The following is a 21,346-nucleotide window of genomic DNA, read 5'->3' as shown; positions in this document are numbered from 1 at the left end:
ACGTGTTCGCGGAGGGTCACCGGAGGCGGTGCGGGCGGTGGCGTGGGTGGTCGCCAGGGCTTCGTGGCACGTCACCAGAGGCGGTGCGGGCGGGGGACGGCGGCGAGGCGCTCACCGATGCGGTTCACCACGCCCTCGTGGGCCAGCTTGGCCGCGAGCACGCAGGCGGCGCTCACCCCTTTGGCGTGTGAGGCGCCGTGCGCGATGACCACGGTGCCGTTCAGGCCGAGCAGCACGGCCCCGCCGTGGACCTCGGGGTCGAGCCGCCGGTAGAGCTCCCTGATGCGTCTCTTCTGCAGCAGGCCGCCCACCCTGGCCGTCCGGCTCTCCCTGACCGTCTCGCGGAGCTCGGCGAAGGCGTAGCGGACGCTGCCCTCCATGGTCTTGAGCGCCACGTTGCCGGTGAATCCGTCGGCGACGATGACGTCCACGGTACGGGTGAGCAGGTCGTGGCCCTCGACGTTGCCCGAGAAGTCGAGGCCGGGGGCGGCCGACAGCAGTTCGTGGGCACGTTTGACGAGCTTGTTGCCCTTCCCCGGCTCGCTGCCGATGGTCAGCAGGCCGATCCTGGGATTCTCGATGCCCAGCGCCGTCTCGGCGTAGGCGGCGCCGAGGTGCGCGAACTGCACCAGCATCTCGGCTTTGACCTCGGAGTTCGCTCCGGCGTCCAGCAGGACGGTCGGGGTGGGCCTGGTCGGCAGGGCGACGGCGATGGCGGGCCTGAGCACGCCGGGCTGGCCGCGGAGCCGGAGCTTTCCGGTGGCCACGATCCCGGCGGTGGACCCGGCGGAGACCACGGCGCAGGCGTCACCCCGCCGGACGAGGTGGCAGGCGACGGCGATGCTGGAGCGCGGGCGGCGCAGGCTGGCGAGGGCACCCTCGTCCATGGCCAGAGCCTCCTCGGTCCTGACGATCGGGATCTCGGTGGTCGCGTCATGCCGGGCGAGTGCCTCGTACAGGGGGCGGGGGGCGCCGACGAGCACGACGGAGATCCCGTGCTCTCGCACCGCCCGCACGGCTCCCGCCACGATCTCGTCGGGGGCGTGGTCACCGCCCATCGCGTCCAGGGCGATCGGCATGGTGCCGGGAGCATCGGTCTCAGGCAAGCGGTCACCTCGTGCGGGATGGTTTGTCCGCATCGTAGGCGGCCCCGGGAGCGGAATGTCCCGCCGGGGTGATCAGGGAGTGCCGGGGAGATTCCAGTCGGTTCTCTCCCGGGAGACGATGATCTTCCCGAAGGTGGCCCGGCCGACGACCCGGATGACGGGGGAGCCCTCGCCGCCCCGGCCGCCCGAGACGTGTCTCTTGGCGAACATGCCGCTGACCTCGTCGATGACGTGGGCGTTCTCCGGAACCCTGACGATCAGCTTGCCGCAGAGGGAGTTGACCTCCAGGGTGATCTCCCTGCCGGGGAGCACGGCCTCGGACAGGTCGACGATCAATGCGCCGAAGGTGGCGCTCAGCGTGGTGTGCCGCCCGGCGAGCCAGCGCCCGCCGCGCACGACCTTGCTGAAGACGGCCCCGACCTGCTGCCGCTCGGTGGCGGACTCGCGGCCGGGGGCCACGACGTCGGGCAGGTCGCCGGTGAGGGGGGCGAGGTCGTCCGTGGTGACGGCGCGGTAGGCGATGTCCAGGCGGTCGGCGTGCTCGACGCTGGTCAGGCGGCCGGTGGCGAGCGCCTCGCCCAGCACCGCGGCCACGCGGTCGCGATCGGCGTCGGAGGCGCGCAGAACGGGGTGATGAGACGTCATGACGCGAGTGTACGACTACTTAAGATATATCGCGAGACCTGTTCGCCGTCTGTGGCGGCGGGGAGACCGGTCGGTCTCCCCGCCGTCTCAGCGACCCGGGCGTCGCACGGAGGTGCGGCGGGCGATCTCAGCTTGGAGCCTGGCCATCTGCCAGTGCAGCTCGATGAGCTGCTCGGTGAGCTGGAGACGTGGAATCTCTGATGGGTCCTCGACGGACAGGTGGTCGATCGCGGTGGACAGCTCTCGCATCGCGCGCCCCCACTCCATGACGGCATCCTTGGATCGAAACAACGTTCGAATCATACCGGAACACCGAACACGCTGTCAGTCCATTGCCTCCTGTGTCACGTCCTGTCGGCTAGCTCTCGTACTCGGGAACGACGTATCCGCGGGCCAGAGTGTGGGCGGTGATGTTGAAACCCAGCACGGCGGCCGAGGCGTCGGCGCCGAGGCCGAGCTTCTCCACGTCGAGGGCGTGCACCGCGAAGACGTAGCGGTGCGGATGTCCGGGGGGCGGCGCGGCCCCGCCGTAGGCGGTGATGCCGTAGTCGTTGCGGCCGTGCACGCCCACACCGCCGTCACCGGCCCCCGCGCCGGCGTCCAGCTCGGTCACGTCCGCGGGGATGTCGAACAGCAGCCAGTGCCAGAACCCGCTGCCGGTGGGCGCGTCGGGGTCGAAGCAGGTCACGGCGTAGCTGAGAGTGCCCTCGGGTGCGCCGGACCAGCGCAGCTGGGGCGAGACGTTCTGGCCGTTGAATCCCCAGTCGTTGAACACCTGGGCCGCGGCCAGGCGCTCTCCGTCGCGCACATCGTCGCTTTCGACGGTCAGCGCGGGAACCTGGGGCAGGAAGTCGTACGGAATCGGTGGCCGGGTGGACACGATTCACCTCCGATGGGAGCGTCTTTTCGGTCGCTCCTCATCTTGCCCGGCGATCAGACCTTGTTGTAGGCGGCGAGGACCGTCTGCGGGTCGCCGTCCATCTTGATTTTGCCTTTGTGCAACCAGATGACCCGGTTGCAGGTCTCCTCGATCACGTCGAGGTTGTGGGCGACCAGGAAGACGGTGCCGGCCTCGTCGCGCATCTTCTTGATCCGGTCCTGGCTCTTGCGCCGGAACTCGCGGTCGCCGGTGGCCAGCGCCTCGTCGATGAGCAGCACGTCGTGGGACCTGGCCGAGGCGATGGCGAAGCGGAGTCTGGCGCCCATGCCCGAGGAGTAGGTGGACATGGGGAACTGGACGAACTCCCCGATGCCGGAGAAGTCGACGATGTCGTCGTACTTCTCCTTGACCTGCGCGGGGTTCATGCCCATCGCGTAGCAGCCGAGCACGATGTTGCGCTCGCCGGTGAGCTCGCGCATCAGCGCGGCGTTGACGCCGAGCAGGGAGGGCTGGCCGTTGGTGTAGACGGCGCCGGAGTGCGGGGGCAGCAGCCCGGCGATGGCGCGCAGCATGGTGGACTTGCCGGAGCCGTTGCGGCCGATGATGCCGATGGCGTCGCCGTGACGGGCCACGAAGGAGACACCGCGCACGGCGTGCACCTCCTTCATCTGCGGCCGTCCCTGGCGCTTGACGAGGCGCATCAGGGCGTTGACGGCGTTGCCCTTCTCCACGTCGCTGGCCGCGCCGTAGACCCGGTAGATGATGTGCAGGTCGTCCACGATGACCGTGGGGGTGCCCTCCTGGGCGGCGCCCTTGGCGGGTTCCGGGTTGGGATGCACCCTGACGTCCGTGCCGGGCACGGCGGGCTCCTCGGCCTTCACTCGGGACAGCTCCTCGGTCAACTCAGCCACGGCCGTACTTCTCCTCGGCTCGCCAGAAGTACCAGAAGCCGCCGAGCAGAGCGAACACTGCCCAGAATACGCAGACCGCCCAGATATAGGGTCGGGCCGGGTGGGTCTGCATGAGCAGGTCCCGCATGAGCTCGATGTACGCGGCGGCCGGGTTGAAGTACATGATGTCGGCGACCCACTGGGGGAGGCCGGCGCCGTTGGGCCCCACCACCTTGTCCTCGATGGAGAAGAAGACGCCGGAGGCGTAGAGCCAGGTGCGCATGATGAAGGGGAGCAACTGGTTCAGGTCGCGGGCGGTGGAGCCGACCCTGGCGAGCACCAGGCTGGCGCCGACGTTGAACATCGTCTGCAGCGCCAGGGCGACCGGGATCAGCAGCCACAGCAGGGTGATCGGCTCGCCGGTGACCAGCACCAGGGCGAACAGCACGCCCATGGAGATCAGGAGCTGCTGGAACTCCTGGATCGTGTAGGCCAGCGGGAGCGCGGCGCGCGGGAAGTGCAGGGCCCGGATCAGCGACAGGTTGCCGGAGATCGCCTTGGCGCCGCCGCTCACCGAGCGCTGCGTGTAGGTGAAGACGAACATCCCGGTGATGAGGAAGGCCGGGTAGTTCTCGATCCCCTTGCTCGCGCCCAGGATCAGGCCGAACATCAGGAAGTAGATCGCGGCGTTCAGCAGCGGGGTGAGGACCTGCCAGAGCTGGCCCAGGGCTGAGTTGCTGTACTTCGAGACGTTGCGCGAGGTCGCGTACGTCATGACGAAATGTCGTCGTTCCCACAACTGGCGTAGGTAGACGAGCAGACTCGGGCGTGCGATGGCACGCCGAAGTCCGTAACGCGCGGCGAGCTTGGCCAGCGGCTCTGGGGTGCCGTTACTCGGGCCGCCCGCCTGGGCGTCCGCGATCGCGGATTCCGGCTGGCTCATGGCAAGGACTCTATTGGATGTGGGTGGATGAAGCGCCTGCGGCGGCGTGCTGCCGCACACATTGGACGGGATCTCCGGGAAAGAGGTTCCAGGGTAATTGTGTGGTTCGCCAGGGAGGGGCCGGATTTTTCGCGGCCCGGCAAGTGTGGATCCAGGTCGGGGTCATGGAAAGGCAACAGCGGTGAGCGGTCCTGGCGCGAGGGGAGTTTGACGTGATCGTTGGGGCCTTGCGCATAGCTGTATGTCGTATTTGTGGGCATGTAGTGCCCTGGTCAGGTTGATGTGGCGGACACTTGACGCTGAGTCAGTTAACGCGTGACCGAACTGCAACATTACGGATATGGGTCAGTGTGGTGCGGTAGGGGATAGTCACGATCGATCGGTGTGGCGTCAGCGCCCGGACGGGAGTGGCGGGAGGCGGGGGCCACAAGATCCTCCCTCGTGTCACTCGGGTCGTGGATCCCAGCGTTGACGCAAGTCTGCAAAGGGAGGATTTACCGCAATGCGTTTAACCACGGGTGCGCGACTCACCGTCGGCACCACGTTGCTCGCCCTCGCCCTCACCGCGTGCGGCGGCTCGACGTCTCCGGAGGGCGGGGCCGCCTCGGCCGACCTGCCCGTACGCATGGAACTCGGCGAGCCGCAGAAGCTCTTCTATCCCGGCGACACCACCGAGTCCGAGGGCGCCGAGGTGCTGGCCGCCGTTTTCGCCCCGCTGGTCGGCTACGACGACAACAAGCAGGTCGTCGACGAGGTCGCCGAGTCGATCGAGACGACGGACAACACGGTGTGGACGATCAAGCTCAAGCCCGGCTACACCTGGCACAACGGTGAGCCGCTGATCGCCCAGAACTATGTCGACGCGTGGAACTACGCCGCCAACCAGGACAACGTACAGGGCGCCAACGGCTTCTTCGGCCGGGTGGACGGCTGGGCCGACCTGAACCCCGGTGAGGGGCAGACCGTCTCCACCAAGGAGATGAAGGGGCTGAAGGTCGTCGACGAGAGCACCTTCACCGTCACCCTCAGCAAGCCGTTCTCGCAGTTCAAGACGCTGCTGGGGTACACCGCGTTCTACCCGCTGCCCAAGGCGGCCTTCGGCGCCGACGGCAAGGTCACCGAGGAGTACGCCAAGAAGCCGATCGGCCAGGGCTACTTCCAGTTCGACAAGCCGTACAACAAGGGCACCGACCAGACGATCGACCTCACCCGCTACGACAAGTTCGCCGGGGCGAAGCCGAAGTTCACCAAGCTCCAGTTCAAGCTCTACACGAGCTCGGAAACCGCGTTCAACGACCTGGTCGCGGACAACCTCGACGTCCATGACTCGCTGCCTCCCTCGGCGATCTCCAGGGCGAAGTCGGAGCTCGGCGAGCGCTACCTGGACACGCCGGACGGCGGCATCGGCTACCTCGGCTTCCCCGTGGGGCACAACAAGACGTACTCGAACGTGAAGGTCCGCGAGGCCGTCTCGATGGCCATCGACCGCGCGACCATCGCCGACAAGGTCTTCTCCGGCACGCGCGCCCCGGCGGACGACTTCATCAACCCGCTGCTCGACGGATACCGGGCCGGCGCCTGCGCGGCCTGCGCCTACGACCCCGCCAAGGCCAAGGAACAGTACGCGGCCAACGGCGGCCCCAAGACGCTGGAGCTGGGCTACAACTCCGACGGCCCGCACAAGGAGTGGATCGAGGCCGTCGCCAACAACCTCCGTGCCAACCTGGGCATCGAGGTGACGGTCAAGCCGTTCGAGAAGTTCGCCGCGATCCTCGACGAGCTCGACAAGAAGACCTACGGCGGCCTGTTCCGGATGGGCTGGGCGATCGACTACCCGTCGGCGGAGAACTACCTCACCCCGATCTTCTCCACCGTCGCGATCAAGACCGGTTCCAACTACGCCGGCTGGTCGAACAAGGAGTTCGACGAACTCCTGGTCAAGGGCGACACCGCCCCCACGCCGGAGGAGGGCCTGAAGTTCTACCAGCAGGCCGACGATGTCCTGATCAAGGAACTGCCCTACATCCCGGTCTACTTCTACCGGAACAACGCCGCGTTCTCCAAGAACATCAAGGGTGTGAGGGTCAACCTGCTCAACCAGGTCGAGTGGGCCGAGGTCGAGAAGGTCAGCTGACCACCGGTTGAGGGCCGGGCGGGACCCCGGCCCCCAACGGCCGCTCCGGGGCGATCTCGCGGCGCCGCGCGACCCGCCGGTCCGCGAGATCGCCACCGGGCACGTACGGGAGAACTGAATGGGCCGCTACATCATCAGACGCCTGCTCCAGGCGATACCAGTCCTGCTGGGCGCCACCCTGCTCATCTACGCCGTCGTCTTCGCGCTGCCCGGCGATCCCATCGCGGCGCTGGCGGGCGAGAAGCGCATCGACCCCAACATCGTCGCCATCCTGCGCGAGCAGTATCACCTGAACGATCCGTTCCTGGTGCAGTACTGGTACTACATCACCGGCCTGGTCGGCGGCGACTTCGGCACCACCTTCTCCGGGGTGGGGGTCGACGAGATCATCGCGGGCAAGTTCCAGGTGACCATCAACCTGGCGGTGACCGCCCTGGTGCTGGAGGCCGTCATCGGTGTGGGTCTCGGCCTGTTCGCGGCGCTGCGCCGCGGCAGGGCCAGCGACTCGCTGATCCTCGCCTCCACACTGGTGCTGATCTCGGTGCCCACCCTGGTCACCGGGTTCGTGCTCCAACTGCTGCTGGGGGTGAAGCTCAAGCAGGCCGGGGTCGACCTTTTCCCGGTCGCGGGCATCTCGGCGGGCTGGCGGAGCTACCTGCTGCCCGGCTTCGTGCTCGCCGGGATGTCGATCGCCTACCTCACCCGGCTCACCAGGAACAGCCTGGTGGAGATCATGCGTGCCGACTACATCCGCACCGCGGTGGCCAAGGGCCTGCCCAGGAGCCGGGTCATCGGCAGGCACGCGCTGCGCAACGCGCTGATCCCGCTGATCACCTATCTCGGTGCCGATCTCGGCACGTTGATGGGCGGCGCGGTGATCACCGAGACGATCTTCAACCTCCCGGGAATCGGCGGGCAGCTCTTCAGCTCCGTCTATCTGCGCGAGCAACCCGTGGTCGTCGGCATCGTGACGGTGCTGGTGCTGATCTACATCCTGGCCAACCTGGTCGTCGACCTGCTCTACGCCGTGCTCGATCCGAGGATCCGCTATGAGTGAAACCCTGATCCCGGCCGCCGACCGGCCCGAGAAACCCCAGGACGGTGGGCCGGCGAGAAGGCCGCCCAGGTCGGCGAGCCTGTGGTCCGACGCCTGGTACGACCTGCGCCGCCGGCCGCTCTTCATCGGCTCGGCCGCCCTCATCACCGTTCTGATCGCCATGGCCGCGTTCCCGCGGCTGTTCAGCTCGGTGAACCCGTTCGACGCCGCGACCTGCCGGCTGGAGGACACCCGGCTGGGCATGGGCGCCGCCCACTGGTTCGGCACCGACAACCTCGGTTGCGACGTCTACGCCCGCACGATCCACGGTGCCCGTAACTCGATCGTGGTCGGTGTGAGCACCACCGCGGTCACCGCGCTGGTGGGCGGGATGCTCGGCCTCATCGCCGGGTTCACGGGCGGCGCGCTGGACACCCTGGTCTCCCGGCTCGCGGAGATCTTCTTCGCGATCCCGTCGATCCTCGGTGCCCTGCTCATCCTGGCTGTCTTCCGTACCGGCAACGTGTGGACGGTCATGCTCGCGATGGCCGTACTGACCTGGCCGATGACGTACCGGATCATGCGGGCCGCGGTGATCACCGCCAGGAGCCAGGACTACGTGCTCGCGGCGCGGGCGCTCGGCGCCTCCGCGTGGCGGATCATGTCCCGGCACATCCTGCCGAACGCGATCGCCCCGGTGATCGTGGTCGCCACGATCAACCTGGGCTACTTCATCGCCGCCGAGGCGGGGCTGTCGTTCCTCGGGGTGGGCCTGCGCTCGCCCGACATCTCGTGGGGGCTCATGATCTCCGATGCCAGGGAGCGTTTCCTGGAGGCTCCGTGGGCGCTGCTGTTCCCGGCGGCCTTCCTGAGCGTCACCGTGCTGGCCTTCATCATGCTGGGCGACGCCGTCCGCGACGCCCTCGACCCGAAGCTGCGGTAGGGGGACCCGTGAAGAAGACCTCGACACAGGTGGTGCCGGTCGGCCGGGCTCCCGGCGGCGAGCCGCTGCTCGCCGTCGAAGACCTGCATGTGGAGTTCGTGACCAGGCAGGGCGTGGTCAGGGCGGTCAACGGGGTCAGCTACTCGCTGAACGCCGGGGAGACGCTCGCCGTGCTCGGTGAGTCCGGCTCGGGCAAGTCGGTGACCGCGCAGGCCATCATGGGCATTCTCGACTCCCCGCCGGCCCGTATCCCCAGCGGGAAGATCCGCTTCCGGGGCACGAACCTGCTCGGACTCTCGGAGGATGCCCGTTCCCAGGTCCGGGGCCGGCGGATCGCGATGATCTTCCAGGACGCGCTCTCCGCGCTGAACCCGGTGTTCACCGTCGGTTTCCAGATCGGTGAGATGTTCCGGGTGCACCGGGGGACCTCCAGACGCGACGCGGAGAAGAAGGCGATCGAGCTGATGGACCGGGTCCGCATTCCCGGTGCCAGGCAGCGGGTGCACGACTATCCGCACCAGTTCTCCGGGGGGATGCGCCAGCGCATCATGATCGCGATGTCGATCGCGCTCGACCCGGAGGTGCTGATCGCCGACGAGCCGACCACGGCCCTCGACGTGACGGTGCAGGCCCAGATCATGGAGTTGCTGGCCGAACTGCGGCGGGAGAGCGACATGGGCCTGATCCTGATCACCCACGACCTCGGTGTGGTGGCCGACGTCGCCGACCGGATCGCGGTCATGTACGGCGGGCGGATCGTGGAGGAGGCCCCCGTGCACGACATCTACCGGGCGCCCGCCCACCCGTACACCAAGGGTCTGCTCGACTCGATTCCCCGGGTCGACCAGAAGGGGCAGGAGCTGTACGCCATCAAGGGCATGCCGCCGAACCTGCTCGACATGCCCTCCGGCTGCTCCTTTCACCCGCGTTGCCCCTACCGTCAGGACGACTGCGTCACCGACGCGCCCCCGCTGTACGAGATCGACCCGACACGCTCCAGTGCGTGTCACTACTGGAGAGAGGTCCTCGATGGCAACCGCGGGTGAGCCGATCCTGGAGGTCCGGAATCTGGTCAAGCACTTCCCGCTGACCCAGGGCATCGTCCTGCGCAGGCAGATCGGTTCGATCAAGGCGGTCGACGGGGTCTCCTTCGACCTGCGCCGGGGCGAGACGCTCGGCATCGTGGGAGAGTCGGGCTGCGGCAAGTCCACGCTGGCCAAGCTCCTGATGGCGCTGGAGCGGCCCACCTCGGGATCGGTGAGGATCAACGGCAGGGAGGTCGCCCAGACCAGGGGCGGCGAACTCAAGCGGGTCCGCCGCAACATCCAGATGGTCATGCAGGACCCCTACACCTCGCTGAATCCCCGGATGACCGTGGGCGACATCATCGGTGAGCCGTTCGAGATCCACCGGGACGCGGCCCCCAAGGGCGACCGGCGCCGCAGGGTGCAGGAACTGCTGGAGGTCGTGGGGCTGGATCCCGACCACGTCAACCGCTATCCCCACCAGTTCTCCGGTGGCCAGCGCCAGCGCATCGGCATCGCCCGGGGGCTCGCGCTCCGGCCTGAGATCATCGTGTGCGACGAGCCGGTCTCCGCGCTGGACGTGTCGATCCAGGCGCAGGTCGTCAACCTGCTGGAACGGCTGCAGGACGAGTTCGGTCTCGCCTACGTCTTCATCGCCCACGACCTGTCGGTGGTCCGGCACATCTCCGACCGGGTCGGGGTGATGTATCTGGGGAAGATGGTCGAGCTCGGTGAGGAGACCGAGATCTACGACCGGCCCGCCCATCCCTACACCCAGGCGCTGTTGTCGGCCGTGCCGGTGCCCAACCCGGAGGGGCGGGAGCGGCGTGAGCGGATCATCCTCCAGGGCGACCCGCCGTCCCCGGCCAACCCGCCGTCGGGCTGCCGATTCCGTACGCGGTGCTGGAAGGCGGCGGAGATCTGCGCCGTCGAGGAGCCGCCGCTGCAGATCCGGCCGGGCACCGCGCACGCGAGCGCCTGCCACTTCGCCGAGACCCACGACGTGACACACGTGTAGCAGGGGCGGGAAAAGCGGAAGGCGCGGCCCCCACAACGAGATGTGGGGGCCGCGCCCTACTGCGCTACGGCAGGATGCCGCCTCTACTAGAGGATGTCGACGCCGACGCCGCCGATGCCGACGAGGCCGCCGATGCCGACGCCGTGGCCGACTCCGCTACCGCTGCTGATCACGTTGCCGCCGCCGACGATGTTGTTGCCCCGGCCGATGCCGCCGCCGAGGATGCCGCCGCCGATGCCGCCCCCGTAGACGCCACCGCCGTAGACGCCGCCGCCGTAGATCCCGCCGCCGTAGACGCCGCCGCCGTAGATCCCGCCGCCGTAGACGCCGCCGCAGCCGGCCCCGTAGACGCCGGCGCCGTAGACGCCGCTGTACACGGGAGCCGCGACCACGGTGGGAGCCGCGACCACCGCGGCGGTCGGGCAGGCGACGGCGAGCGGCGCGCTGACGACGCCGACGCCGCAGCAGTCGGCCTTGGCGGCCTTGGCCTTGGCCACGGACTTGGTCGCGGCCTTGGTGGTGGAGGTGGTGGAGGACGTGGACGCGGAAGCGGCCACGGCCGGTGCGAGGACGGCGATGCCGACGCACGCGGAAGTGATGAGAAGACGACGAATCATGTGTGGTTCCCCCTGGAAGGAAATCGCGGCAGTGTCTTGGGGCCTCTGGAACGGACCGTCTGCGCGCGGCTACTCAAAGTAACGGGAGTGAGACTATCCAGCGACATGCTTTGGGGAGGGTCAAGAATGGTCAGCTTGTGGCAATGATCGAAGAGCCGTGGCCGAACAGACCCTGGTTGATCGCCAGCCCGATCCGGGCACCTTCCACCTGTCGTGCTCCCGCCACGCCCCTCAACTGCCAGGTCAGCTCGCAGACCTGGGCGATGGCCTGGGCGGGGACCGCCTCGCCGAAGGAGGCCAGCCCGCCGGAGGGATTCACCGGGATCCGGCCGCCGAGCGCGGTGTCCCCGGCGCGCAGCAGCTTCGCGGCCTCGCCCCGCGCGCAGAGGCCGAGGTCCTCGACCCAGTCGAGCTCCAGCGCGGTGGACAGGTCGTACACCTCGGCGAACGACAGGTCCTCGGGGCCCAAAGCCGCCTCCTCGTAGGCGGCGTGGGCGATGGAGGCACGGAACGGGCGCTCGGGGGGCGGCACCGCCGCGGTGGAGTCGGTGGCGAAGTCCGGCAGTTCGAGCACGGTGCCGGGGAAGGACGGCGTCACCGTGGAGACGGCCGCGAGCCGCACCGGGCGGCTCGCGCCGTGGCGGCGGGCGAACTCCGCGGAGGCCAGGACCAGCGCGGCGCCGCCGTCGGAGGTGGCGCAGATGTCCATCAACCGCAGCGGGTCGGCCACCAGGGGGGAGGCGAGCACCTGCGCGGCGGTGACGGTTTCGCGGTAGCGGGCGTTCTCGTTCGCCGAGCCGGCCAGGGCGTTCTTCACCTTGACGGCGGCGAAGTCCTCGGCGGTGTCGCCGTACAGGGCCATTCGCCTGCGCGCGTAGAGCGCGAAGTACGCCGGGTTGGTGGCGCCGAGCAGCCGGAACCTGAGCCAGTCGGGATCGTCGGGGCGGTCGCCGCCCACCGGCGCGAAGAACCCCTTCGGCGTGGAGTCGGCGCCGACGACCAGCGCCACGTCGCAGAGGCCGGCCAGGATGCGGGTCCTGGCGATGTCCAGCGCCTGCGCGCCCGAGGCGCACGCCGCGTAGCACGAGGCGATGCGCGCCCCGTTCCAGCCCATGGCCTGGGCGAAGGTGGCGCCGGCGACGAAGCCCGGGTAGCCGTTCCTGATGGTGTCGGCGCCCACCACGAACCGCACGTCCGTCCACTCCAGGCCCGCGTCGCGCAGTGCGGCCCTGGCCGCCGCCACCCCGTACTCGACGAAGGGCCGACCCCACTTGCCCCAGGGGTGCATTCCCGCGCCGAGGATGACGACGTCGCTCATGAACTCTCCCCGTTCTGCCGTTCCGCTGTGGCGGCGGTGGCGCCGGTGGCGGCGTCAGGGGCGCCAGGGGCGCCCCACATCCAGACCAGCGGGCCGTCGGCGAGCGGGCCCGTGGTCAGTTCGAGCTCCATGCCCACCCGCAGGTCGTCCACCGTGAGGTCCTTGACCTGGCCGAGTACCACGATTCCCGTCCCAGCCAGCTCCACCGCCGCGAGGGTGACGGGAACATAGGGATCGGCGGTCACGAACGGGGCGGGTGGCGGGTAGCAGGAGTTGGTGTAGGACCACACGGTGCCCCGGCGCGGCAGGCGCGTCTCCGCCAGGTCCTCGCCTTCGCAGTACGGGTTGCGGCAGAAGCCCGTCCGGGGCGGGAAGTAGACGGTCCGGCAGTCCGCGCAGCGGGTGCCGAGCAGGTGCGCGGTGCCGCCGTCCACGGTGAACCAGCCGTTGATCACGGGTGCGGTCATAGGGCCAATATGACACAAGTGCTTGCTAGGTAACATCCCCCCTTCGGGAAGCGGGCCCGGCGGAGGTCCGCGGGCCGGTCGCCGGCCCGCGGGTCACGGCGCGGGTGAGAGACGCACGCGGGCTCCCGGCGGCAGGCCCAGCCGTTGGGAGGCGTCGCCGGAGTTGATCGCCAGCGCGACCAGCCCGACCGAGTCGATGAAGGACACGATCTCCCCGGGAGGGACCGCGGTGAAGGACTCCTTGAACGGCACCGCGAGCCGCCGCCCGCCCATCCAGACCACCAGGGTGTCTCCCAGCGAGACGCGCAGCGTCATCAGGTCGGCGGCGCCGATCGACAGCTGGACGTTGCCGTGCCGGTTGACCGACAGCACCTCCCCCTCGGCGTAGTCGTCCTGGACCGTCGAGGTGGGCGCGGGCAGCGAGATCAATCGGTTTATCGGGATCTCCTCCCCCATTTCAGCCGGATGCCGCCCGATCGCCAGATACGCCGCGGCGGGCGCGAAGAGGTCGCGTCCGTGGAAGGTCGGCGAGAGAGGGGGCAGGAAGAACTCCTCGTTGGACAGCTCGTAGGCGGCCCGCGCGCCTCCGCTGGCGTGGATCGCCCACGACAGCAGCCCGTTGTCCGGGCCCAGGAACACGTGGTCGCCGGCCTCGACCGCCACTGCCCTGCGCGAGCCGCTGGGATCCACCGCGGCGACGTGCACGCCGGGAGGCAGGTAGGTGATCGTCTGGGCCAGGATCGCCGCACCGCGCCGCACGTCTCCCAGAGGCACCAGATGGCACACGTCGATGATTCGCGACTCCGGAGAGATTCCGACGATCACGCCGTGACAGGCGGCGATGTAGCCGTCTTCCAGTCCGTAGTCGGTGAGAAGGCTGATGACAGAGGTCACACTTGGTGACTGTACGGCTCCGCATCCGTCATGAACAGCGCGAAATTCCGGACTATTCTGACTTTGGACCGCGGGTGCGCGGTGTGATCGCCATGTGCCCCGACCGAGGAGGAAGCCATGGACACCGAGCCGACCCCCGGTGACAGTGCCGGCGGCGGGGTTGCCCGAGAGCCCGCATCGCGTGCTCTCACCGACTCCGAGCGGGAGTTGCTCGCCTTCGAGCGCCGGTGGTGGCGCCACGCGGGCGCCAAGGAGCAGGCGATCCGCGAGGCCTTCGACATCTCCGCGACGCGCTACTACCAGCTGCTCAGCGAGCTCATCGAGCGACCCGCGGCACTTGCCCACGACCCGATGCTGGTCAAGCGCCTGCGCCGGCTCCGGGAGACGCGCCAGAGCGACCGAGCGGCCCGGAAGACGGGCTTGCGTCGCTGATCTCCGGGTACGACCGGTCGGGCGGGCGATCGCCGGAGGCGGGGGCCGATGAGACGGGCGAGACGGTGGAGACGGAGAGGAACCGGACATGACGGCGAACCCGCCCGACGGGCTGAAGGCGATCGTGGCCGACCCGGGGGGAGCGGTGATCGGGCTCGACTTCGACGGCACGCTGTCCCCGATCGTCTCCGACCCCGCGGAGGCCAGAATTCACCCCGATGGGCCCGAGGTACTGGTCAGGCTCGGCGGCCTGGTCGGCGCCGTGGTGGTGGTGACCGGCCGCCCGGCCGCCACGGCCGTCGAGTACGGCTCCCTGGCCGGAGTGCCCGGTCTGGTGGTGCTCGGCCACTACGGCCTCGAACGCTGGGAGGCGGGCGCGCTGGCCGCGCCGCCCGTCCATCCGGGCCTCGACCTGGTCAGGGCGGGGCTCCCCCGGCTGGTCGAGGGGTGGGACGGGGTCAGGGTCGAGGACAAGGAGCGGGCGATGGCCGTGCACACCCGGCAGGCCGCCGACCCGTGGGCGACGCTTGAGGCGCTGCGCGAGCCGGTCGCCGCGCTGGCCGCCGAGGCCGGGCTGGTGGTGGAGCCCGGCAAGTTCGTGCTGGAACTGCGCCCGCCGGGGATGGACAAGGGGATGGCGCTGAGCGCCTTCCTGCGCGAGCGGGCCGCCAGGTCCGTGCTGTTCGCCGGAGACGACCTGGGAGATCTCGCGGCGTTCGCGGCGGTACGGGCCTCCGGGCTGCCGGGGGTGACGGTGTTCAGCGGGTCGCCCGAGATCGAGGTGGAGGCCGACATCGTGGTGGACGGGCCCCCGGGGGTCCTGGAACTGCTCGGCTCGATCGCCGACGCCATCGAGGCAGAGGCGCCCCGCTGAGCGGGTGAGGCGGCAGCCGGACGGGCGCCACCGCCGCCCGTCCGCTCAGGCGCGCCTGCCGGAGCCGATCAGCAGTCCTCCGACGGCCAGCCCGATCAGGACCGGGACCATGAGGAACGCCTGCTGGGTGCCGAACCCGTCGGCCAGCGCGCCGAGCAGGAACGGCCCGCTTCCCACCGCCAGGCCGGCGAAGATCGAGGCCAGGGCCGACGCCTGGTCCCGCCGCCCGCCGGAGGCTGCCAGCACCCGCGACAGCGCCATCGGGAAGTGCAGCGCGACTCCCAGCCCGGATACGGCCAGGCCCACGTAGGAGAACACCGGGTCCTCGCTCAGCCAGAAGATCGCCCATCCGGCGGCGGTGACCAGGAGCGCCCCGATGAACAGCGCGGTCGGCGGTATCCGCAGGGCCAGCCGCCCCCCGGCCAGGCGCCCCACCGCCAACCCGGCGGTGAACGCGGCGACCGCGGTCGCCGCCACCGCCGCGGGCAGTCCGGTCTGGTCGGAGAACAGCTTGGCCGCCCACAGGTTGAAGCAGAACTCCATCGCGACGCAGCAGAACAGCACGGCCCCGGCCAGGTAGAAGCGCCAGCCGAAGCGGGACTCGGCCTCAGGGGCGGTTCCGGCCGCCGCGTCCTTTCGCTCCGGGATCCAGACGCGCCCCATGAACAGCGCGAGCAGCGCGGTCAGCGCGGCGGGCACCAGCAGCGCCGCCCGCCAGCCGAAGACGCTCTGCGCGGCGGCGCTGACCACGAAGGGGACCCCGATGCCGACGATCACGCAGACCGCGTTGGCCTCGCTGATCGCCGCCGGGCCCGCGGGACCGTGGTGGTCGTCGAGCGCGGCCATGCCCGAGTACAGGGTGATGGAGGACATCCCGCTGGCGACGCCGTAGCCGAGGAGGGTGATCGGCAGCGTGGTGGGGGCCGCCGCGACCAGGAGCGTGCCGACGCTCATCCCGGCCAGTCCGGTCCAGGTGACGGCCCGGCGGCCGATCCTCCTCGTCAACCAGGGGAGGGCGAGGCCGGTGACGATGCCGCCCAGGGCCATCGAGGTCCCGTGCAGTCCGGCCACCGCCTGGGAGATGCCCTGGTCGATGCGGAGCAGCGGGAGCGCGGCGCTGAGGCCGTACAGATAGGTGGCGAAGGCGCCGAGCTGCAGGTAGATCAGCCAGGTCGCGCGGTCCCGGATCAGCCTGACGGGGGCGATCGCGGTCAATTCAGGCTCCCCGTATGTAAAAAAGTTGAACAGCCGCGAAAACTATCTCATGAGAGCCCGAAGCCTCCTGTCCTTACCCGAGAGCGTCGAGTTGCTCGGCGAACCACCGGTGCGGCGGAAGCGCGGTCGCCGCCGTGGCCAGCAGGGCGCCCCTCCTGGCGCGCTCGGCCTCGGGCATCGTCAGCCCCTCGTGCAGCGCGGCGGCCGTGGCCGAGACGTCGTAGGGATTGACGGTCACCGCGTGCTCGCCCAGCTCGGCGGCGGCGCCCGCCTCTCGCGACAGCACCAGCGCGCTGCCCGGCGACAGGATCGGCCCCTCCTTGGCCACCAGGTTCATGCCGTCGCGGATCGGGTTGACCAGCAGCACGTCGGCCAGCCGGTAGGCGGCGAGCGAGCGCGGGTAGTCGTCGTCGACGTTGAGGATCAGCGGGTCCCAGTCCTCGGTGGCGTACTCGTCCTCGATCTCCTTGGCACAGCGCTGCACCGCCGCGGTGTACTCGCGGTATTCGGGCAGGTCGTGCCGGGACGGGTAGGCGAAGGCGAGATGGGTGACCCGGCCGTGCCACTCCGGGTGGGTCGAGAGGAACTCCCGGTAGGCGACCAGGCCCCTGACGATGTTCTTCGACAGCTCCGTCCTGTCGATCCGCACGATCAGCCTGCGGTCGCCCACCTGGGCGCGGAGCGCGGCCATGTGCGACTCCACGTCGGGTTCGGAGGCCCGTGCCCAGAGCGCCTTGCCGTCCACACCCAGGCTGTGCGTGCCGACCCGGGTGGTCCTGCCCTCGTGCGTGACCGTACGGCTCGCGCGCTCGACCCGGGCGCCGAGCACGGTCTCGCAGCAGTCCATGAACGCCCCGCCCCAGCGGGCGGTCAGAAAACCCGCGTGGTCGGCGCCCAGGATGCCCTCCAGGACCTCGGCCGCGACGTCGTCGGGGAGCAGGCTGAAGTATTCGGGCGGAGCCCACGGGGTGTGCGAGAAGTGGGCCACCCGCAGGTCCGGCCGTTCCACCCTGAGCATGGCCGGCACCAGGCTCAGGTGGTAGTCCTGCACCATCACCCGCGCCCCGTGCGGGGCCTCCTCGGCCAGCGCCGTCGCGAACGCCTCGTTGTACGTCTGGTAGGACTCCCACTCCCTGCGGAACCTGGCGTCGAAATGCGGTCTGTTGGGGGTGTCGTACAGCAGATGGTGGACGAACCAGAGCGTGGAGTTGGCGACCGCGTTGTACGCGCGGTGGAAGGTCGCCGGGGGGATGTCGAGCATGCGCAGCGCCCCGGTCTCGTAGCCCACCTGGTCGAGACGGCCGCCGGGCGCCAGCCGCACCGCTCCGCGGTCGCCGTCGGACAGCGCCGCGCAGACCCAGAGGACGTCGAGGTCCTTCGCGACCTCCGACAGGCCCGACACCAGGCCGCCCCCACCCCTGCGCATGGACAGGGAGCCGTCCTCGGAGAGGGTGAAGGAGACGGGACCGCGGTTGGAGGCCACGAGGATCGCGTTCATCAGATCCCTTCACTGGCTAGGGACACGCTTGTCCAGAAGATTAACCGGCGCCCGGCCTGGGCGCCCTGCTCTTCAGGCCAAGGAAGAATGGCGTTCATTTGAGTGTGTCAGCTCTTGTCGGTAGCTCAGTGAGTACATCCAGGTTTGATGACTTTCCGGTGCTGGATCGGAAGCCCGGCGAGCCTGACGGCGCCTGTCCGGGGCGTTCCGAGGGGCGCCCGCGTGGCGTGTGGTTTTCGGGGGCTTGGGGGCAACGGCTGGATTAGGGTGGCGTTGCCCGTGCGGCGCTCTCCCCCTCCTGCTGTGAAAGCCGAGGTCGAGGAGAGTTTCATGTTCGGCAGACATGCCGTCGCCACGGGCTGCGTGTTGGTGGTCACCGCGCTCACCCTGACGGGTGTGCCGGTCGCGGCCGGACCCCGGGTTCCGGTCACCGCGTCCGCCTGGAAACCGCCGTCGGGCATGCTGGAGGCGTTCCAACGCGACCTGGGACTGACCCGGCGGCAGGCCCAGGCGCGCCTGCTCAACGAGGCCCGCATGCTTCCGGTCGCGACGCAGCTCCGCAGGAGGCTCGCCGACCGTTTTGGCGGTTCATGGCTTGTCGGAGCCATTTCGCAGACCCTCGTGGTGGCCACCACCGACGAGGCCGACATCCCCCACATCATCGCGGCGGGCGCCCGGGCCGAGGTCGTCACCCGGTCGATGGCGGAACTCCTCCTGATCAAAGAGAGGATCGACGGCGTGCTGCCCGCCAAGCCACGCGTGGGAGGCGTGCGCTACGTCGACGCGAAGAGGAACAAGGTGGTCGTCCTGTCCGCGCAGCCCACGGTCGCCGAGAACCTCATCAAGAACGCGAACGTGGACACGGACGCGGTGAGCGTGGTGTCGTCCACCGAGCAACCCCAGCCCCTCCACGACGTGCAGGGCGGCGACGCCTACTACGTCGGTGTCGCGAGCCGCTGCTCGATCGGTTTCTCGGTGACCCACGAGGCCCAGGCGGGTTTCGTCAGTGCCGGTCACTGCGGTAAGACCGGTGATGCCACCACCGGTTTCAACCGGGTGCCCCAGGGGGTCTTCCAGGCATCGGTCTTCCCGGGCAGTGACTACGCCTGGGTCGCGGTGAACCACAACTGGGTGCCCAAGCCGGCGGTCAGCAACGGCGTCGGCGGCACCGTGTCCGTCGTCGGCTCCAAGGTGGCCGTCGAGGGGGCCTCGGTCTGCCGGTCCGGTTCCACCACCGACTGGCACTGCGGGATCATCCTGCAGCGCGACACCAGCATCGCCTACCCCCAGGGGGCGGTCTCCGGGCTGACCCGCACGAACGTCTGCGCCGAGCCGGGCGACTCGGGTGGCTCGTTCATCTCCGTGGACCAGGCCCAGGGAGTCGCCTCCGGTGGCTCCGGGGACTGCACCTCGGGCGGCGTGACCTACTTCCAGCCGATCAACGAGATCCTCACCGCCTACGACCTGACCCTGGTGACCGACACGCTCACCTCGCCGAGCACGGGCACCTGCACCGGCTACCCGAAGATCTATGTCGGCAGTCTGGAGAGCGGTCAGGTCGTCTACCGGCCGAGCACCGGCTACTACCGGACGACCGTCGCCGGCCAGCACCACGGCTGCCTGGACGGGGACGACGGCGTCGATCTCGACCTCTACCTGGAGCGGTGGAAGGGGAGCGGTTGGAGCACCGTCGCAGCCTCGGACAGCTCGGGGCCCGACGAGCAGATCAGCTACACCGGCATGCCCGGCTTCTACCGCTACCGGGTGGTCTCCGTGAGCGGCTCCAGCCCCTACACCCTGGGGTTCACGACGCCTTGACGACCGGTCCGGCTGAGAGCACACATAAGGGCGGAGATCAGCATATTTCGGGTTCGTCGCTTTTTGTGACGAAGCCGAAGGTCGGCAACGGGGATCCCCGACCGTAGGATGTCCAGCGACTGTGACCGCTGATGGGGGCTCGTGATGGCGTTGGACGAGACGACCGAGGAGCTGGCCCGGGCGGCCGCCCAAGGTGACCACCGCGCGCTCGGCGAGCTGCTGAAGCGTATCGAGCCCGCGGTGCTCCGGCACTGCGGGCGCATCCTTCCCTTCCGGCAGGACGCGGAGGAGGCCTGCCAGGACACCCTGCTGGCGGTGGCACGCAACATCGGCCGCTTCGAGGGGCGCGCCAAGTTCAGCACCTGGCTGCACATCGTGACCGCCAACTGCGCCAGAAGCACCTACCGTTCACTGAAGCGCCGCGCCGCGGAGCAGAGTTCGGACGAGTTGCCGCTGCAGAAGCCGGACGTCGCCAGGGTGAGCGTGATCGCCGGATCCCGGCTGGACCTGCTCGACGTGATGGAGGCCCTGGAGGCGGAGAAGCCCGATCTCGCCCAGGCACTGGTGCTGCGCGACATCTGCCAGCTCGACTACAACGAGGTGGCCGAGCAGCTCCGCATCCCGCTGGGCACCGCCAAGTCCCGCATTCACCAGGCGCGCAAGTACGTCCAGGGCGCTCTGGGTGACGCCTACGGCTTCTGACCTCGACGGGTCCCGGGAACGGCCGAGCCGGTCCGGGGAACCCCCTCGCGGGAACGAGAGCGCGTCGGCGAGGTGAGATCCGATCGAAATCGTCTGCCGCGTGGCGTGTGGCGTTTGAGGTCCTGGCGGCAATGGCTGGATTAGGGTGGCGTTGCCCGTGCGGCGATCTCCCCCTCCTGCTGTGAAAGCCGAGGTCGAGGAGAGTTTCATGTTCGGCAGACATGCCGTCGCCACGGGCTGCGTGCTGGCGGTCACCGCGCTCACCCTGACGGGTGTGCCGGCTGCGGCCGGACCCCGGGTTCCGGTCACCGCGTCCGCCTGGAAACCGCCGTCGGGCATGCTGGAGGCGCTCCAACGCGACCTGGAACTGACCAAGGAACAGGCCCAGGCGCGCCTGCTCAACGAGGCCCGCCTGACGGGAGTGGCGACGGAACTCCGTGCGAGACTCGGCGACCGTTTCGGCGGCTCGTGGCTGATGGGAACCATCGCGCAGACCCTCGTGGTGGCCACCACCGACGAGGCCGACATCCCCCACATCATCGCGGCGGGCGCCCGGGCCGAAGTCGTCAAACGGTCGCTGGCGGAACTCGGCAAGCACATAGACGGCCTCGACCAGTCGGTACCCGGCGCCAAGAACGAGGGGAGTGTCCGCTACGTCGACGCCAGGAACAACAGGGTGGTGGTCCTGTCGTCGGAGCCGTTGGTCGCGGAGGACCTCATCGAGGCCGCCGGTGTCGACACTGAGGCGGTGAAGGTGGTGCCGTCCACCGAGCGGCCCCGGCTCCTCAGCGACCTGCAGGGCGGCGACGCCTACTACGTCGGTGTCGCGAGTCGTTGCTCCGTCGGTTTCTCGGTGACGCGCGGGACCCAGGCGGGGTTCGTCAGTGCCGG

The 21,346-nt window shown here is 69.4% G+C and carries 22 protein-coding genes; 10 read left to right on the top strand and 12 right to left on the bottom strand.

The features are described 5' to 3' along the window. Window positions 1-71: 71 nt before the first annotated feature. The 6 genes from plsX to AB0J58_RS38000 all read right to left on the bottom strand — a co-directional run bounded on the left by plsX (window position 72) and on the right by AB0J58_RS38000 (window position 4,464). Window positions 72-1,106 (bottom strand): phosphate acyltransferase PlsX, encoded by a 1,035-nt coding sequence (plsX, locus tag AB0J58_RS38025; protein ID WP_364224992.1) that lies wholly within the window; start codon window positions 1,104-1,106, stop codon window positions 72-74. Between the two features lie 72 nt (window positions 1,107-1,178). Continuing rightward, window positions 1,179-1,751, bottom strand: coding sequence for a DUF1707 domain-containing protein (locus tag AB0J58_RS38020; protein WP_343966983.1), 573 nt, complete (start codon window positions 1,749-1,751; stop codon window positions 1,179-1,181). A gap of 87 nt (window positions 1,752-1,838) precedes the next feature. Beyond that, the gene (locus AB0J58_RS38015; RefSeq protein WP_030925184.1) at window positions 1,839-2,018 is read right to left on the bottom strand and encodes a hypothetical protein; all 180 of its coding nucleotides are present in this window, start codon (window positions 2,016-2,018) and stop codon (window positions 1,839-1,841) included. Window positions 2,019-2,109: 91 nt separating this feature from the next. Beyond that, entirely contained in the window at window positions 2,110-2,631 is a 522-nt protein-coding gene (locus AB0J58_RS38010) for a YbhB/YbcL family Raf kinase inhibitor-like protein (RefSeq protein WP_364224990.1), read from the bottom strand. Window positions 2,632-2,684: 53 nt separating this feature from the next. Next, window positions 2,685-3,542, bottom strand: a complete 858-nt coding sequence (locus AB0J58_RS38005; RefSeq protein ID WP_364224988.1) for an ABC transporter ATP-binding protein — start codon at window positions 3,540-3,542, stop codon at window positions 2,685-2,687. Then, window positions 3,535-4,464 carry an ABC transporter permease gene (locus tag AB0J58_RS38000; RefSeq protein ID WP_364224986.1) on the bottom strand — a complete coding sequence of 310 codons (930 nt, stop codon included), beginning with the start codon at window positions 4,462-4,464 and terminating at the stop codon, window positions 3,535-3,537. Before AB0J58_RS38000 ends, AB0J58_RS38005 begins: the two co-directional genes overlap by 8 nt. Before the next feature lie 502 nt (window positions 4,465-4,966). Here AB0J58_RS38000 and AB0J58_RS37995 point away from each other — a divergent pair. From AB0J58_RS37995 to AB0J58_RS37975, 5 genes are all read left to right on the top strand, one after another. Beyond that, window positions 4,967-6,598 (top strand): ABC transporter substrate-binding protein, encoded by a 1,632-nt coding sequence (locus AB0J58_RS37995; protein WP_364224984.1) that lies wholly within the window; start codon window positions 4,967-4,969, stop codon window positions 6,596-6,598. Between the two features lie 118 nt (window positions 6,599-6,716). Further along, window positions 6,717-7,655 (top strand): ABC transporter permease, encoded by a 939-nt coding sequence (locus AB0J58_RS37990; protein ID WP_364224982.1) that lies wholly within the window; start codon window positions 6,717-6,719, stop codon window positions 7,653-7,655. Further along, window positions 7,648-8,577 (top strand): ABC transporter permease, encoded by a 930-nt coding sequence (locus AB0J58_RS37985; protein WP_364224980.1) that lies wholly within the window; start codon window positions 7,648-7,650, stop codon window positions 8,575-8,577. Before AB0J58_RS37990 ends, AB0J58_RS37985 begins: the two co-directional genes overlap by 8 nt. Window positions 8,578-8,585: 8 nt before the next feature. Further along, window positions 8,586-9,623, top strand: coding sequence for an ABC transporter ATP-binding protein (locus AB0J58_RS37980; RefSeq protein WP_364224978.1), 1,038 nt, complete (start codon window positions 8,586-8,588; stop codon window positions 9,621-9,623). Then, window positions 9,607-10,620: a dipeptide ABC transporter ATP-binding protein gene (locus AB0J58_RS37975; RefSeq protein ID WP_364224976.1), complete on the top strand. Its 1,014-nt coding sequence runs from the start codon at window positions 9,607-9,609 to the stop codon at window positions 10,618-10,620. Before AB0J58_RS37980 ends, AB0J58_RS37975 begins: the two co-directional genes overlap by 17 nt. 86 nt (window positions 10,621-10,706) lie before the next feature. Here AB0J58_RS37975 and AB0J58_RS37970 read toward each other — a convergent pair whose 3' ends face one another. The 4 genes from AB0J58_RS37970 to AB0J58_RS37955 form a co-directional block, all read right to left on the bottom strand. Further along, window positions 10,707-11,237 (bottom strand): hypothetical protein, encoded by a 531-nt coding sequence (locus AB0J58_RS37970; RefSeq protein WP_343966960.1) that lies wholly within the window; start codon window positions 11,235-11,237, stop codon window positions 10,707-10,709. A gap of 130 nt (window positions 11,238-11,367) precedes the next feature. Continuing rightward, window positions 11,368-12,555 carry a lipid-transfer protein gene (locus tag AB0J58_RS37965; RefSeq protein ID WP_364224974.1) on the bottom strand — a complete coding sequence of 396 codons (1,188 nt, stop codon included), beginning with the start codon at window positions 12,553-12,555 and terminating at the stop codon, window positions 11,368-11,370. Beyond that, complete coding sequence (locus AB0J58_RS37960) at window positions 12,552-13,022, bottom strand: OB-fold domain-containing protein (RefSeq protein ID WP_364224972.1); 471 nt, start codon at window positions 13,020-13,022, stop codon at window positions 12,552-12,554. The genes AB0J58_RS37965 and AB0J58_RS37960 overlap by 4 nt, the downstream gene beginning before the upstream one ends. Window positions 13,023-13,115: 93 nt before the next feature. After that, on the bottom strand, window positions 13,116-13,916 hold the full coding sequence (locus tag AB0J58_RS37955; RefSeq protein ID WP_364224970.1) for an SAM-dependent chlorinase/fluorinase: 801 nt from the start codon (window positions 13,914-13,916) through the stop codon (window positions 13,116-13,118). 117 nt (window positions 13,917-14,033) lie between these two features. Here AB0J58_RS37955 and AB0J58_RS37950 point away from each other — a divergent pair, with 117 nt between their 5' ends. Then, window positions 14,034-14,348, top strand: a complete 315-nt coding sequence (locus AB0J58_RS37950) for a DUF3263 domain-containing protein (protein ID WP_364224968.1) — start codon at window positions 14,034-14,036, stop codon at window positions 14,346-14,348. 88 nt (window positions 14,349-14,436) lie between these two features. Then, on the top strand, window positions 14,437-15,222 hold the full coding sequence (gene otsB, locus AB0J58_RS37945; protein WP_364224966.1) for a trehalose-phosphatase: 786 nt from the start codon (window positions 14,437-14,439) through the stop codon (window positions 15,220-15,222). A 45-nt stretch (window positions 15,223-15,267) separates the two neighbouring features. On the opposite strand, the gene AB0J58_RS37940 is transcribed toward otsB, so the two are convergent. Then, complete coding sequence (locus tag AB0J58_RS37940; protein WP_364224964.1) at window positions 15,268-16,437, bottom strand: MFS transporter; 1,170 nt, start codon at window positions 16,435-16,437, stop codon at window positions 15,268-15,270. A gap of 73 nt (window positions 16,438-16,510) precedes the next feature. Further along, a complete protein-coding gene (locus AB0J58_RS37935) occupies window positions 16,511-17,935 on the bottom strand; it encodes a trehalose-6-phosphate synthase (RefSeq protein ID WP_364224962.1) in 1,425 nt (474 codons plus the stop codon). 330 nt (window positions 17,936-18,265) lie between these two features. Here AB0J58_RS37935 and AB0J58_RS37930 point away from each other — a divergent pair, with 330 nt between their 5' ends. From AB0J58_RS37930 to AB0J58_RS37920, 3 genes are all read left to right on the top strand, one after another. Next, entirely contained in the window at window positions 18,266-19,753 is a 1,488-nt protein-coding gene (locus AB0J58_RS37930) for a S1 family peptidase (protein WP_364224960.1), read from the top strand. Window positions 19,754-19,897: 144 nt separating this feature from the next. Next, window positions 19,898-20,455 (top strand): RNA polymerase sigma factor, encoded by a 558-nt coding sequence (locus AB0J58_RS37925; RefSeq protein ID WP_343966940.1) that lies wholly within the window; start codon window positions 19,898-19,900, stop codon window positions 20,453-20,455. Between the two features lie 208 nt (window positions 20,456-20,663). Further along, window positions 20,664-21,346, top strand: a 683-nt coding sequence (locus AB0J58_RS37920; RefSeq protein ID WP_364224958.1) for an alpha-lytic protease prodomain-containing protein, incomplete at its 3' end; no start/stop codon positions are given.

Origin of the sequence: Streptosporangium sp. NPDC049644 (assembly GCF_040675205.1) — a bacterium.
Lineage (GTDB): Bacteria > Actinomycetota > Actinomycetes > Streptosporangiales > Streptosporangiaceae > Streptosporangium > Streptosporangium fukuiense.
Note: the sequence above shows the minus strand (reverse complement) of the source record. Positions and strands in the feature narration are given on the sequence as shown.